General features: G+C 57.0%; 10 protein-coding genes. All 10 read right to left on the minus strand.

What is annotated here, in order from left to right:
• Positions 1–103 precede the first annotated feature (103 nt).
• Complete coding sequence (locus EN990_RS12305; RefSeq protein WP_127388306.1) at positions 104–4,402, minus strand: glycosyltransferase; 4,299 nt, start codon at positions 4,400–4,402, stop codon at positions 104–106.
• Positions 4,399–5,301: a dTDP-4-dehydrorhamnose reductase gene (gene rfbD, locus EN990_RS12310; protein WP_127369848.1), complete on the minus strand. Its 903-nt coding sequence runs from the start codon at positions 5,299–5,301 to the stop codon at positions 4,399–4,401. The genes EN990_RS12305 and rfbD overlap by 4 nt, the downstream gene beginning before the upstream one ends.
• The gene (gene rfbB / locus EN990_RS12315) at positions 5,298–6,368 is read right to left on the minus strand and encodes a dTDP-glucose 4,6-dehydratase (protein ID WP_024503667.1); all 1,071 of its coding nucleotides are present in this window, start codon (positions 6,366–6,368) and stop codon (positions 5,298–5,300) included. The genes rfbD and rfbB overlap by 4 nt, the downstream gene beginning before the upstream one ends.
• A gap of 22 nt (positions 6,369–6,390) precedes the next feature.
• A complete protein-coding gene (rfbC, locus tag EN990_RS12320) occupies positions 6,391–6,945 on the minus strand; it encodes a dTDP-4-dehydrorhamnose 3,5-epimerase (protein ID WP_024503666.1) in 555 nt (184 codons plus the stop codon).
• Positions 6,946–7,827, minus strand: a complete 882-nt coding sequence (rfbA, locus tag EN990_RS12325; protein ID WP_013532727.1) for a glucose-1-phosphate thymidylyltransferase RfbA — start codon at positions 7,825–7,827, stop codon at positions 6,946–6,948.
• Between the two features lie 143 nt (positions 7,828–7,970).
• Entirely contained in the window at positions 7,971–9,302 is a 1,332-nt protein-coding gene (locus tag EN990_RS12330) for an O-antigen ligase family protein (protein WP_127388307.1), read from the minus strand.
• Complete coding sequence (locus tag EN990_RS12335; protein ID WP_127384805.1) at positions 9,299–10,558, minus strand: hypothetical protein; 1,260 nt, start codon at positions 10,556–10,558, stop codon at positions 9,299–9,301. Before EN990_RS12335 ends, EN990_RS12330 begins: the two co-directional genes overlap by 4 nt.
• Entirely contained in the window at positions 10,446–12,824 is a 2,379-nt protein-coding gene (locus EN990_RS12340) for a polysaccharide biosynthesis tyrosine autokinase (RefSeq protein WP_127369994.1), read from the minus strand. Before EN990_RS12340 ends, EN990_RS12335 begins: the two co-directional genes overlap by 113 nt.
• Positions 12,825–12,853: 29 nt before the next feature.
• Complete coding sequence (locus tag EN990_RS12345) at positions 12,854–13,636, minus strand: polysaccharide biosynthesis/export family protein (protein ID WP_024503662.1); 783 nt, start codon at positions 13,634–13,636, stop codon at positions 12,854–12,856.
• Positions 13,636–14,445, minus strand: coding sequence for a CpsB/CapC family capsule biosynthesis tyrosine phosphatase (locus EN990_RS12350; RefSeq protein WP_127369838.1), 810 nt, complete (start codon positions 14,443–14,445; stop codon positions 13,636–13,638). The genes EN990_RS12345 and EN990_RS12350 overlap by 1 nt, the downstream gene beginning before the upstream one ends.
• Between the last annotated feature and the right edge of the window lie 77 nt (positions 14,446–14,522).

The following is a 14,522-nucleotide window of genomic DNA, read 5'->3' on the forward strand; positions in this document are numbered from 1 at the left end:
TCGTGTCCCCTTTTTCGAGGGCGAAGAAGTCCACCTCGTCCGTGCGGCTCGAGGCTGCCAATTTCCTTACACAACCTCCGATGGGACAAGATTTCACCTCGCCTCATGCCGCACGGTTCCGATCACCGTCCCGCGTCGATTCCAAATGGCGCAATATTTCTGCCGCGAAGGCTTCGGACGAGAAACTAGCCTCGAAAACTGCCTTGGCGGCATCCCCGATCTCGCGCCATTTGTCTCTGTCACTGATCGCTTTTCTTAAAGCGGCCGCAAGGCTAATCGGGCTGGCATCTTTCGCCACATAGCCGGATACACCATCCTCGATGAAGTCAGCGGTTCCCACAGCGGTGGAGCAAACCAGAATCTTGCCCGACCTTAGGGCATCGATGGAAACGAGGGGGAGGGTGTCGTCGCGTGACGAGACAAGAAGTATATCCGTTTCATGCAATGCTCTTTCGTAGTCAGCGTGGCTGAGGGCTCCCTCCATGGAAACCCCAACTCTGATGTCTGCCATTTGCTTGATCTGACCGTGATACGCCACATTTAGAATTCGCCCGGCCAATCGCAATTCGCACATACGCCGAACGCTCTTTTCCAGTTCGTCCAGCGCCAGGATCGCCAGATCCTGGCCTTTGCGTGGCTCGTATGAGCCCAGCACCGAGACGACGATGTTTTTGTCATCACCTAGGCTTGACTGAAATGGCTCTGAAACCGGGCCAATCGTTGACGTGCCATACGGAACAATGGAATAGCCCCGGAAGAATGGCTCCACCGCGCCGCCAGCAATCTTACTACCAACCCAGACACCAGCCGCTTTCTCAAGCGCGTACCTAGCATCGAGGTTCGATGAAAAAAGATCCTTCGCAAATTCGCTTTCGTGAATATACCAGAATGTTGGAACCAGTTCCGCAAGCTGAGATATTATCGGCCATCCGAGTACAGTGTTAACAATTACCGTATCGAAATTTCTGCCAAATTTGAGAACGGTGTCATGCCGTTCAAACAGAAGCTCGTCGACAATGACGGTAACGCCCAGTTCATTGATATATTTTCGCATCGGGCCATCTGCCGGCGCCATCACAACAACAAAATTGCCAGCAGATGAAAGCGCCCTCGCCATGTCGAGAACCACGCGTGGTGCACCGCTTTCCGTCATATCATGGGAAACGATCAATATATCCTTCCCGGCTTCGTAATTGTGGCTCCAAGAGTCCACAATTCCAGCAGGCGGATGCACCTGATATTCCTCCTGAGAGTCGTGATAAAGCAAGTCTCGCATCTTCTTTGGATAAAATGGATCCCGAGAAATTGCGGTCGGCCACCTCTTCAGAAGATTTATATCAGCCTTATCGCGCTTAAATAGCTTTGAATTCTTCCTTTTCTTTTCAACTTCACCTATTGACGCATGACCAATGTGATATAGGCGGGAGTAGGGAGAATATACGCAGTCATACCCTCTTTCTCGTACCTTCAAGCATAAGTCGACGTCAGAGTGAGAGACCGGAAAATTCTCCGCGTCAAATCCCCCAATTTCGGCAAATACATCACGGCTTACCATCAAGCATGCGCCGCAAATGAGCGATACATCGCGAACGGACTGCGCAAAATTGTAGTGATCCGATGTCATATCGGGAAGACAATGAAATGCCGTTCCCACCAACCCTCGAACACCAGTGACCATTCCCGCATGCTGAATCAAATTGTTTTCATAAAGCAACTTCGGACCAACAATACCGACATTCTCCAAGGTCGCAACTTCGAGGAGGCACGTAAGCCAGTCTTTCGAAATTACCCGCACGTCATCATTGAAAAAAACCACGTACTTGCCCATCGCTTCGTGGGCACCCTGATTACATTTGTCAGAGAAATTAAACGGCTTGTCATACGTCGAAAACTTAACCTTCTCCGAAATTGAGCCAAGGCTTTTTATTATCTCTCCGTTGGTTACCACGATCACCTCGAACGAGTGGTGGTCCGTCCCGTTCAATATTGAATTGATCGAAGCTCTAATATTCTCAATATTATCGGACGGGACTACAATCGACACGAAATTCCCAGAAACCAGATCCGAACCTCGATGGACCCTATTCGCATAGGGTAAGGCCAAGGCTTCCCCCCCATATCGCCGGCGACGGATTGCATCTTCCAGCGCCATAATATTTGAGGTTCGAGCATGGTCTTTCCCGCCCACGGCCGCAGAGCCCTCAATCATCCGCCAACCGTACAGGACACGCTCTATGTGCACGACCTTGGTGAAACGCTCGGCCGCCCGCAACGCGAGATCGTAGTCTTGAGAGAAATCGTATTCGCTTCGGAACCCCCCAACTTGCTGAACTAAGCTCTTCCGGTAGGCAGTTAGATGAGCGGTATACATGCAGTTGAACAGGAGATGAGGGCTCCAATCCGGCTTACAGAATATCTCTACCGGTTGATCGTTCGCGTCAACCTTACATTCATCCGAATATATAAAGTCAACGAGAGGATTTCCTACTACGACTTCTGCAATTCTCAGAAGTGCGTCCTTCGTAAGGATGTCATCGTGATCCAAAAGAGCGATGTACTCTCCAGATGACCGGCTTAGCGCTTGATTGGTTGCCTTTGATATTCCACCATTCTCCAACAATCTATCGATCTTTACTCTCTTGTCGGCAGATGCGTATCTATCTAAAAGGCTTTTTATTTCCTCATCCTGCGAGCAGTCGTCGACAATAACGAGTTCCCAATTTTGGTATTCCTGCGCTATCACCGACAAGATCGCCCGCTCCAGAAAGCGGATCGGCGGCCTGTAAACCGGCATCAAAATGGATATGGTGGGACCGTCAAAGCTGGAGATAGAAAACGTGGCCAGCGAAAAGCGCGATGCCACATCTTCCCTCTCCCTGGACAAGTTTCCTGCAATGCGCTGATCCGGAACACGAAGAAGAGCGACACCGTCAAGCGTTACCTGCCTCACCCCCTTCAAAGCCACCCGGCTGTAGATGGCTTTTGCAACATTTAGCCAGCTACCGCGCTGGACACGGGACTGCCTAAGACGCTGAACCAGCTTGGTGGAAACCAATTGGTCAATCCACATCATTCGCATCGATTCCGCCGCCACCTCAGAACTATCTGGAGTGCTGTCCGTCTCGGCATATATTTTCGACATTTCCTGCGATCTTTCCGCTAGGAACCGTCTTTTTTCCTCCTTCAGCTCCAACCTTGTCTTCTCCAGCATTTCCGTCAGTCTCGTATTGTGCTCGACCGCAGTCGATAGCTGAGAATGAACTAGCCTTCTCTCTTCGAGACTGCCTTCTAAAGTCTTCTCCGCTGCGGCGCGTTCGTCCGCCAGGCTACGGCGATACGCAGCTATTTCTGTATCTTTCTGCTGAAGCTCAGCTGCCAGCTGAGTAGCCCTGTTCGCTTGCTCTTCGACGGCGCGCTGCAAACTCAATTGCGCTTCAGACGAGATTTGCTGTCGAGCTCGAAGTTCAGGGAAAAATGCTTCGCCAAATATTGGCGCGACCGCATCGAACTCCGCTTTGACGCGGTCAAGATCAGCCATGGCTTTAGCGTCATTCGCGTCGCTCTCCAGAGCCTTGAGTGCCGAGTAGGTGTCTTTTACCCAGCTGGCGATTCGTTCGTCGGCGAAGAGCGCACCGTCTGTCGCTGCGTGGTGCCGATAATCCGTTGAGATATGAGCATCGATGTCAACTGCAGCCGCCGCCATGGACCGTGGCCAAGCCACCGAAAGCGCTGCCGCGATCTTGTCCAGCCTTGGTCGCCAGCCCTGCATCATCCCTTCATAAGAGACAAATGCACGTGGCGCGCCGCGCGTCGAGTGTTCAGCGTCCAGTTCATGGCGGAGCCAAAGCAGAGCACCGAAGCCGGGGGTTGACCGATCCCTTTTGCTGAGCGAGGCGATGACCGCAAGCGGATTACGGCTTGCAAGAACGTATCGCAAGTCGATTTTCATAGATTCAAAAATATCCGCGTAGAGCTGTACGAACCGCGAGATACGCGGTTCCTTCAAGACGAATAGCGAAGCGCCACCGTATTCTTTATCGATCAGATGAGCGATTTCGGCCTTGTAGAATTGAGATCGCGCCCTCGACAAGTCGCTAAGATCAAAGCGCCGCCAGTCGTCCCACCTGCTGCCAGCCTCTGCAAGCATCTGGTCGTGTAAGGCGATCAGCTTCGAGGGCTCCCAGTGGCCCGTTGGATTCGTTGGATTGGCGCCTAGCAGATTCTTCGGTAGCTCCGCGCCAAGCAGGCTAATCGCCCTCGTCAGCGCGCTGGTGCCAGAGCGATGCATGCCGAGCACCATGATGCAGGTGCGCCTGGCTGCTTTCGGCTTTGCCTTGCGTGCCTTCGGCTCGTCGACAGGAGCGGCATCGCGCGTGTTTTCCGCTGCAGGGTGCTTGTTCATGCCGTCAATGCCTGCTTCGTCTCACCGTCGAGAAGCCGGCGCACCACTGCCTCCGTCGATTGACGCCAGTCCGGTGCATTCCAGCCGAACACGTCGGCGAATTTCGCGCTCGATAGCCGGGAATTGGCGGGGCGGCGCGCCTTGGTTGGGTAGTCCATCGTAGCAATGTCCCGTACCCGCGCCCAGGGACCACCCAACACGCGGCTTGTGTCGAGGATATGGCGGGCAAAGCCGCTCCAGTTGGCCTCGCCGGTTCCGGCCAGATGATAGATGCCGGATGTGGCGGCGCCCTCGTGCAGCCGTGCCGCCGCATGCAGGATTGCGTCGGCGATATCAAGTGCCGATGTTGGATTTCCCCACTGATCGGCCACAACCGAAATCTCGTCGCGGTCGGCGGCCAGCCGCAGCATGGTTTTCACGAAATTCTTGCCGAACGGGCTGTAGACCCATGCCGTGCGCAGGATCAGATGGCGCGGATTGGCCGATGCAACCGCCTGTTCGCCGGCAAGCTTGGAGGCGCCATAGACGCTGCGCGGTGCAGTGGCGTCGGTCTCGACATAGGCGCCAGGGGCGGTGCCGTCGAAGACATAGTCGGTCGAAAGATGGATGATGGGAACGCCAAGCAGCGCCGCCGCTTGCGCCACCTTGCCGGCGCCGACGGCGTTCACCGCGAATGCCAGATCGGGCTCGTCCTCGGCCTGATCCACCGCCGTGTAGGCGGCAGCCGACACGACGATATCCGGCTTCGCGGCCGCGATGGCTTCGATCACCGTGTCGGGTCTTGCAAGGTCGAGTTGCGGACGGCCAATGGCGATGACCTCAACGCCGGCGGCCGCCTGGGCGGCCTCCAGGAGGCTTGCCGCGACTTGCCCGTCGCGTCCGGTGACAACCAGCCTCACGCCGCCCCCTTGCGTGCTTCGCCCAGCCGTTCACCGGCATAGCGCTGCTCGCGGATCGGTCCCCACCACCATTTGTTGTCGAGAAACCAGTCGACGGTCTTGGCAAGGCCGCTGTCGAAATTCTCATTGGGCGTCCAGCCCAGGTCCCGGCCTATCTTCGAGGCGTCAATGGCATAGCGGCGATCATGACCGGGGCGGTCGGTGACGAAGGAAATCAGGTCGCGATAGCTCTTGCCCCCTGCCCGCGGCCGCCTGCTGTCGAGGAGATCGCAGATCGTCTCGACGACGCCCAGGTTCGTCCGCTCGGAATTGCCGCCGACATTGTAGCTTTCGCCGGGCAGTCCCCTGGTCGCGACAAGTTCCAGCGCGCGTGCGTGATCCTCGACGAACAGCCAGTCGCGCACATTGGCGCCGGCGCCATAGACCGGCAGCGGCTTTTCGTCGAGCGCATTGAGGATGACCAGCGGGATCAGCTTTTCGGGAAAGTGATAGGGTCCGTAGTTGTTCGAGCAATTGGAAAGCACGACCGGCAGGCCATAGGTTTCGTGCCAAGCCCGCACCAGATGGTCCGAGGCCGCTTTCGAGGCGGAATAGGGCGAGGATGGCGCGTAGGGCGTTTCCTCGACGAACATGCCGCCATCGAAGGGAAGATCGCCGAACACCTCATCGGTCGAGACATGATGGAAGCGGAAATGGCTCTTCCTGTCCTCGGGCAGGCCGCGCCAGTACTCCAGCGCGGCATTGAGCATCTTGTAGGTGCCGACGATGTTGGTCTCGATAAAAGTGCCCGGCCCATCGATCGAGCGGTCGACATGGCTCTCGGCGGCAAGGTTCATGACGATGTCGATATCGTCGCGCCGGAGGATATCGAGCACGGCCCTTTCGTCGCAGATATCGGCCTGCGCGAAGCGATAATTGTGTGCGTTCTCGATCGGCCGCAGCGAGGCGAGGTTTCCCGCATAGGTCAGCTTGTCGAGATTGGTCACCCGATAGGCCGGGTTGGCGCATAGATGCCGGCACACCGCCGAACCGATAAAGCCAGCACCGCCCGTCACCAGAAAATTCATGCCGCTGTCCTCAAATAACCCATCAGGCGAACACCTCGGCGGCAGCCAGCAGCGGCGCCTTCAGGTCCTTGTCCGAGAGCTGGAACCCGCCGGTCAATGACGGCCATTCGATGCCGATGGCGGGATCGTCGAAACGGATCGACCGGTCATGCGCCTGCGAATAGGTGTCGGTCACCTTGTACAGGACCTCGGTGTCGGGCACGAGCGTCACGAAGCCGTGCGCGAAGCCTTTCGGCACCAGAATCTGGTTGCCCTTTTCGGCCGACACTTCGAGAGCGACCCATTTTCCGAAGGTTTTCGAACCGCGGCGAATGTCGACCGCGACATCGAGAATGCTGCCCCGGATGACGCGCAGCAGCTTGTCCTGGGCGCGCGGCGCAAGCTGATAGTGAAGCCCTCGCAAGACGCCCGCCGCGGCGGAATAGGAATGATTGTCCTGCACGAAAGCCAAGTCTATGCCGGCCTGCGAAAAGCGCTCGGCATTGTAGGTTTCGACGAAGAAGCCGCGCGCGTCGCCATGTCGCTTCGGAACGATTTCCAGAACGCCATCGATGCCAAGGGGCCTGACTTCCAGCACCTAGGCCTCCGACAGGTCGACGACACGCCGGCGCAGATAGGCGGCATATTCGTTCTTGCCCAGGTGATCGGCGCGACGCAGAACCTGGTCCACAGTCAGCCAACCCTGTTCAAAGGCGATCTCTTCGGGACAGGCGACCTTGATGCCCTGGCGGTGCTCGATGGTGCGCACGAAGGACGAGGCCTCATGCAGGCTGTCATGGGTGCCGGTGTCGAGCCAGGCATAGCCGCGCCCCAACCGATGCACATGCAACTGGCCGCGCTCGAGGTAGACGTTGTTGACCGCCGTGATCTCGAGCTCACCGCGCGCCGAGGGACGGATGGCAGGGGCGATGTCGACGACATCGTTGTCATAGAAGTAGAGACCGGTGACCGCCCAGTTGGATTTCGGCACCTGCGGCTTTTCCTCGATCGTCAGCGCCGTTCCCGTGGCCTTGTCGAAGGAAACCACGCCATAACGCTGGGGATCCTCGACATGATAGGCGAACACCGAAGCGCCCTTTTCGCGCGAGGCAGCGTCGCGGCAAAGCTGCGACAGCCCATCGCCGAAATAGATGTTGTCGCCGAGGATCATCGACACGTTGTCCTTGCCGATAAAATTGCGGCCGATGATGAACGCTTCCGCCAGCCCGTTGGGCTGCGGCTGCTCGGCATAGGACAGGTCGAGCCCGAACTCCGATCCATCGCCAAGCAGATCGCGAAAAACCGGCAGGTCACGCGGCGTCGAAATGATCAGAATCTCTCGGATACCCGCGAGCATCAGAACGCTCAGCGGATAATAGATCATCGGCTTGTCGTATATCGGCAGAATTTGCTTAGAGACTGCTAATGTTAGTGGATAAAGACGCGTTCCACTGCCTCCAGCAAGGATAATTCCTTTCAAGAAGCTCTCCTTGACATGCCTGAACCCCCCGGCCCTAGCCGCCCGTGCTTAGGTTCCATGCACTGGCTTGTCAATCTCGGCGTTCGTCAAATGACTGGGTCACGATCCGGCGCCAATCCATGGCCAATTCAGGCGACGCATTGCTATCGTCTTGCCAAAGCCGGCCTGACGGGAACAAGCAGATTGTCATCATGGGCGGCGGTCGACTCGCCTCTCTGGCTCAGCCGCTCAGCAAGTCCCTTGTGAAAGATAACGCCATTCATATAGGCGAAGGTCATCGCCAGTGCCGCCGTTCGCAAGGGATAATCGACCAGAGAATGAACGAGCAGAAACGATACTGAGAGAAACGCCATTTTCTGCAGCGGATCTCGCCGTGCCGTAACGGAAAACGCAAAAAGCAATATCGCGTAAGCTGCGACCAGAAAGACAACAGGAGCGCCACCTTCAAGTGCCAATTCTAGATAATCATTGTGGGCGTGATTGACGTAGGGCTTGAAGATCATCTCTCCCTTTTCGTAAATCTGATAGACCTTCGGAAAACTCCCAAAGCCGACGCCCGTCGCCCAGTTCTCTTCAATTCCCGCGATCGTCGTGCGGGCAAATTCGGCCCGTCCAAAGGCCGGGTCAACCACTTCCGCATCGATCTTCGTCCACGCCCCGATCGTGTAGAGCGAAAGCCCGATGAAGACAGCGGGTATTCCATACCCGCCCAGCCTCGAGCGCGCGGACAGAAAGAGGACTGATACCATGGTGATCGCCAGCCCTATCAGAATACCGGCGCGCGAACCGGCGGCCAGAAGCAACAGCAGCAGCGTTATCAAGCCGAGCGACCCGGACAGAAGGTGCCCGCGAAACAGGCCGTAGTAGACAACGAAGGGAATGGAGACGAAGAGCAGAGCCGAAAAATGGTTCTGGTTGGCAAACAGTCCCGCATTGATCGTGAACGGCAACAAACCCTGTATGGCAACCGTATCGGAGAGCGAATACTGGATCGCCGCAGCCAGTCCGTTACAGATGACACCCATGAAAAAGAAGGGCAGAAGGCCGTAGACCTGATCTGGGCGCAAGCGGGTGACGCTCAGAAAGAATGCAGCCATCGCCACGAAATACAACAGACACTCGATCGTACGTCCCACGCCGACACTGACGAAACGCAGCCCGGTTTCACCGCTCAGCCACGGATTTGCAAGTAGAACCTCAGGCCGCAATCCGCTCAACAGGGCGGCGGGCAGCGGCACGATTTGAAAACAGAACACGGCAAGGCCCAGAGCAAGCAACCACAGGGCCGAGCGAGGGATGCCGCGTTCCGACGGCCTTGAAAAGACGGCCGCGGCCGAGACGATCGCCGCCACCTCGATCAGCGCTTCGGTGTAGAGACCGCTCGCGGTGCCGCCGCCAATCAGCACCGACAGGAAGAGAACCGACCCAAGCAGATATTTTTCCCATTCCGTGGACCGGGTTGACCGCTCTCTCAAGATGAAACTCTTTCGATGCTCAATTTGTGCATGACCAACGTGCCAACGTACCGAAATCGCCAACTCTCAGCGATGGCAGCTGTTTCCAGCCGCAACAATTGCATGGGACACGCGCTTGGTCCGATCGCGAAATCCAGGCTCAACTCCCGCCGATTGAACGTGCCTTCCGGAATGTCGAACCGAGCTATTTCGCCCGCCGGATCCGCGCATCTGATGGACCAGAACAGCTGCTTGGGCAGCTTCAGGTTTCTCGCGGAGGCGATCAGGGAAATCCTGTAGGAGCCGGGAGGCAGTTCGACATATTGCTGGAGCGCGGCGTTCTTCACCGGCGTATTCAGGAATCGGACAGTCGCTCCGCTATCGCCTTCGCCGACATCGCGCGCCCCGGCAAAGGTAATTTCCAGACCGGAGCGGTCGCGAACCTGCCAGTCGAATGGCTTGCCGCTGAGGATCTGTTCAAAGCCGCCGTTGAAAATGTATCCGGCCAGTGTCCGCTCCTGATCGGACAGACTGAACAGGAACAGCCGGTAAGCCGCCTCGTATTCCTTCTGCCTGATATATCCGTTGATTACGGCAGACAGTTCCTTCGACGTCGGTTGTGAACTCGATCCGGCAAGGTCCAGCAACAGTTGATTTGCGACGCGCAGGCCCCGCGGATCCTTACCAAGGGCGGTGAAAAGACTGGATCTCCACGGCGCCTCGATCCTCAAGGCTGCCAGGACAGCCTGGTATCCGTCCGGGTTTGAAAGAATAGCCGGCAAGCCCGCCGCAATGACTGGAAATCTGTCGGGCCACCGGCGCAGCAACGTGTCGATCTCGGCAACGGCCTTTGACAGATCGCCCACCTCGATCGAGCGATCGATCGATCTCTGAAGCGAATGGATTTCAGTCTTGGACAGCTTTCGAGCCTGGTCGAAGAGTTCGAAAGCCTCATCTTTTTCGCCTTGTCGATACTCAATCTCGCCTATCAGGCTGTAGAGCCGGGCATCCGCGACATTGAAACGAAGCGCGCCCTTCGCCTTTGTTGCCAAGACATCGAGATCAGCACCGTCGCCTGTTTCGCTCAACCGACCGGCAATTTCGCCTATCAAGGCATCTACGTTGAACGGATCGAGCGCAAGCGAGACGGCCGGCGTTTCCGACTCAAGAAGCCGACTTAGCCCTACCGACGAAACCGCCAACACCAGAACGGAGGCGACGAACCAAACGCCTGAACGCCGGAGATTTCGCGTGAGCGGGCTGGCCTGCTCCGTCATCGACTTTGCCCTCAATTTTCGGGGTACTCGCGCCATAGTCGTAGTACTGATAGTTCATGTATTTATAGGCGTAATTGTAATCGAACTTGTTGACTGTAAATTTCGACATCGCCGCTCCGATCACATTCGCACCGGCTGAGCGCAGACGCTTGAGTGCCGTTTTGGCTGACTTGCGTGTGACCTGATTGGTCGAAACGACCATCAATGTGCCTTCGGCAAGCCGGCTGAGGATTGGTGCGTCGGAAAGACCGACGACCGGCGGGGCGTCAATGATGACCAGATCGAAGCGTTTGCCTAGATTGGTCAAGATCAACGCCATCTTCGGCGACGAGAGCAGGTCGGCCGGATTCGGCGGAATCGTTCCGGACGTCAGCACGGTGACATTGGGGTATTTCGTCGGTCTGAAAATGCCTGGCAGATCGTCCTTGCGAACGGTATTTGTCAGCAGGTTGCTCAACCCGATCGCATTGTCGAGGCCGAACAGCCGGTGCAGGTTGGGTTTGCGGAGATCGCCGTCAACAAGCAGAACCCTTGCGCCGAGTGCCGCGAAATCCTGGCCAAGCTTGAACGACGTGGTCGACTTGCCTTCCGACGGTTCCGAACTGGTCACCAGCAGCGATCGCGGCGCGCCCTCCACACCGGAGAACTGCAGCGATGTTCGCAGCGAACGATAGGCCTCGGAGAGCCCGGATTTTTGATCGGCGATGCTGGCTATGAGTTCGCGATCACCAACAAGCGGCAGGATGCCGAGCATCGTCAGTCCCAGCTCTTTCTCGATCTGCTCCGGGTTGGTGAAAGTGTTGTTCAGCAACTCGATGATGTAGATGATCGATGCAGCCAGGGCCATGAAAAGCGCGAGAGCGACTGCAAGATTGATGCTCAGACGTGGAGAATAGGGGGCTGTGGGCAGCGAAGCGAAATCGACTATCGCAGCGCTTTGCGTCTTGAGTTCCGAGCTAACACCGACTTCATTCAGCTTGGCGATAAGGCTGTCATACTGCGACCGGTTGGAGTCGACTTCGCGCTTCAGGATCGTGTATTTGATATTCTTGTCGTTGAAGACAACCTGCTGCCTCTCCATCTCCGCGAGCTTGGACTTGAGGTCGGTTTCCTTGTTCTGCGCTTCCTGATATTTCAGCCGCAACGAATCGGTTATCGCCAGCACGCCGTTGTTGTAGAGTCGCTGCAGTTCCTTGATCTGCGATTGCAATTGCTGCATTTCCGGAAAACCGGGTTTCAGGATGCCCAATTTCTGCTGATACTGGCTGGTCAGATCCGCCAGTTTATCGCTAAGCTTCTGCAGACCTTCGCTTTCCAGAACCGGACCGAGGCTCGACCCGCGGCCCTTTTCTATCTGATCGACCACCCGTCCCGCATCAAGACGCTCCTGGATTGCCGTGGCCAGGGCGGTGTTCAGGGCTTCGATGTTCGAGCCGATCAGCGATTTGTCGTCGCCGGTAACAGTGATGCCGGCATCTTTTGCATAGGTGACCAGTTCCTTTTCGGAGGTCTGCAGCTTTTGCTTCACCTGCAAAACCTGCTCCTGGATGAACTGCCGTGCCAGATCGGAGGTCTCGCTGGTCTGATCGAGACGTTGATCGATAAAACTCTGCGCGACCTGATTGGCAACGTCGCTTGCATATTTCGGCTTTTGATCGACGAAGGTGATCGATAACAGGCTTGTATTGGTGACCAGATTGACCGTTAGATCTTCCTGGATGCGCTTGATGGCAATTGCCTCGCGCTCTTCGGGCGTTTTCTCCTCAATGGAAGGTGATTTGGACATCCCGAACGCACGGTAAACAATATTGCTCGGGGAGAAGCTCGGCGTCGGAAACAGAAAGTCCGGCCTTTCGCCAAGCCCAAGCTGGAACACCACGCGCTGAGCCAATGCCCGGCTCTTCAGCTTCTCCCGCGCGGTCAGGAAGGCCCGGACGTCGCTGTTTTCGGAAACAACCTCAATGTCCTGAAACACTTTCGCCGAAGGCACCAGAACTTCGAGCTGTGTCGTCGCCTGGTATTTTGGTGTCTGCATCATCGTCACGATAACGCCGGCAACGAGCCCGGCGGCCGCCATCATGACGATCAGCCAGCGATACTGGACGATGTATAAAAGCAGCTTGAGCGGGTTGAACCCCTCATCCTGGCCCGCATAGTCGCGACCATAGGGACCGTAGTTTTGCGGCACGTCGTAATAGGAGTCCGCGGACAGGGCCTGACCATGTCCGGGTCCGGCAAGTTGGGGCTGCCTGTTGCGATCGAGCATGCGCGAGGTGATCCTGGGGTTGTCCGTGTCTACGGAATGACCGCAATGCGGGCAGCGCTGGAGGCGAGGCCCAGCGCATCCTTCAAATTGTTCATCGCGATTTTCGACTTCGAAGCAAAAACGACGACCACGTCGCCGCCATAGATGCGCGGGTTGCGGTTCTTGCCGGCGCGGATTTCCTCGACATTGTAATTTGCGACCAGCTTGTTTTGGCCGACATTGCGATAGACGAAGACCTTGCCGGCATCACCGACCGGATTGAACCCTCCGGCAAGGGCGATCGCGTCGAGCAAGGAAGCGCTGCTGGACACCGGATAAATGCCGGCCTTGTTGACCTCACCATCGACCGTGATGCGCTGGCCAATCGACTCCTTGACGAAAATCGTCACGTCAGGCGACTGCAAGTACTTTTCACCGTAGGCAGTCTCGATTTCCTTCTCGAGCTGACGAACGGTCTTGCCGGCTGCAGTCATGGTTCCAATCAGCGGAAGCGAAATCTGCCCGCCTGCGTCGACCTGAACTGTTCTGTTCAAATTATCGACCTGAAACACACTGACCTCGAGCACATCGTTGGCGGACAGCGGCTGCTCGCTGCCATTCTGGGTATTCTGCGGCGGCGGAAGATCCTTGACCACCTGCAGCGTACCACCGCCAGAGAGCGCCGATGAAGACGCCGTCGGCTGCAGCGCATCGACAGAACTGGTGGTGGACGTCGATGTCGACGACGTGCTTGCGCAAGCAGATATCGCTAGCGATGCGAGTAAGGCGGGCACGGTGCCCGCACGACTTCTTGCAAGATCGAAAATGCCCATCAAAGAGCCCCGCTCTTGAACAACCGGCCCAATCCGCCAAACCGCCCCGCACTGCTGCCGCCCGACTTTCTCGCGCTTTGCTTTCCGATGGGCACGAGCGGCCGATCCTGCAATATCGCGTCCGGGCGTTTCACTGCCATGTTGTAAGCCTCATCTTCCCCACACCGGTTCGCGATGGCGACAACCGCCTGCGAAAGCCCTGGCCGCCGGCGGCTGGCGCCGTGCGTATCGGAGGCGACAATATCCACCCTGCCCTCATCCAGCAGCTTCTCCGAGTAGTACAGCGCCGTACGTCCAAAGACCCCCGTCACAGAATCAGCCGTGAGCTGAATAAGGCAGCCTAGCGTATTCAACCTCTCGATGACGTCGTAATTCGCCTTGATCCAGGTCAACCGTTCTGGATGAGTGAGGATCGGCACGAAGCCGGCGCCTATGAGACGGGCGGCGAAGTCTTCGAGCCGCGGAGGCAGAATGTGATGTGGCGGCTCGAACAGGAAATAGCGGGATCCGTTCAGAGTGGGCACCGTACCTAGCCTCAATCGATCGGGAAGATCAGGCGCGAGATGAACATCAGCGCCAATGTATAAGGTAAGCGGTATGGCAGCGCGATGAAGCTCCAGTTCCAACGCCTGAACAGCCTCGGCAATGTTTGGCGTGGCGTTCTCATAAACCCCAGGCATCACATGCGGCGTACATGCCATATGCGTTGTACCGTCGGCGACTGCCAGCCGTGCCATCTCCAGCGACATGGCCAAGTCAGGAGAACCGTCATCGAGACCGGGCAGGATATGTGAATGCAGGTCGATCATTGGCGTTTCTGGTTGAGAGGAGGCAAAGCTTCGCCTCGACAAAATAGAAATGCGTCACCCGCATGAAGGCGAATGAC

The organism is Mesorhizobium sp. M7A.F.Ca.US.005.03.1.1 (assembly GCF_003997975.1).
GTDB classification, from domain to species: domain Bacteria; phylum Pseudomonadota; class Alphaproteobacteria; order Rhizobiales; family Rhizobiaceae; genus Mesorhizobium; species Mesorhizobium ciceri.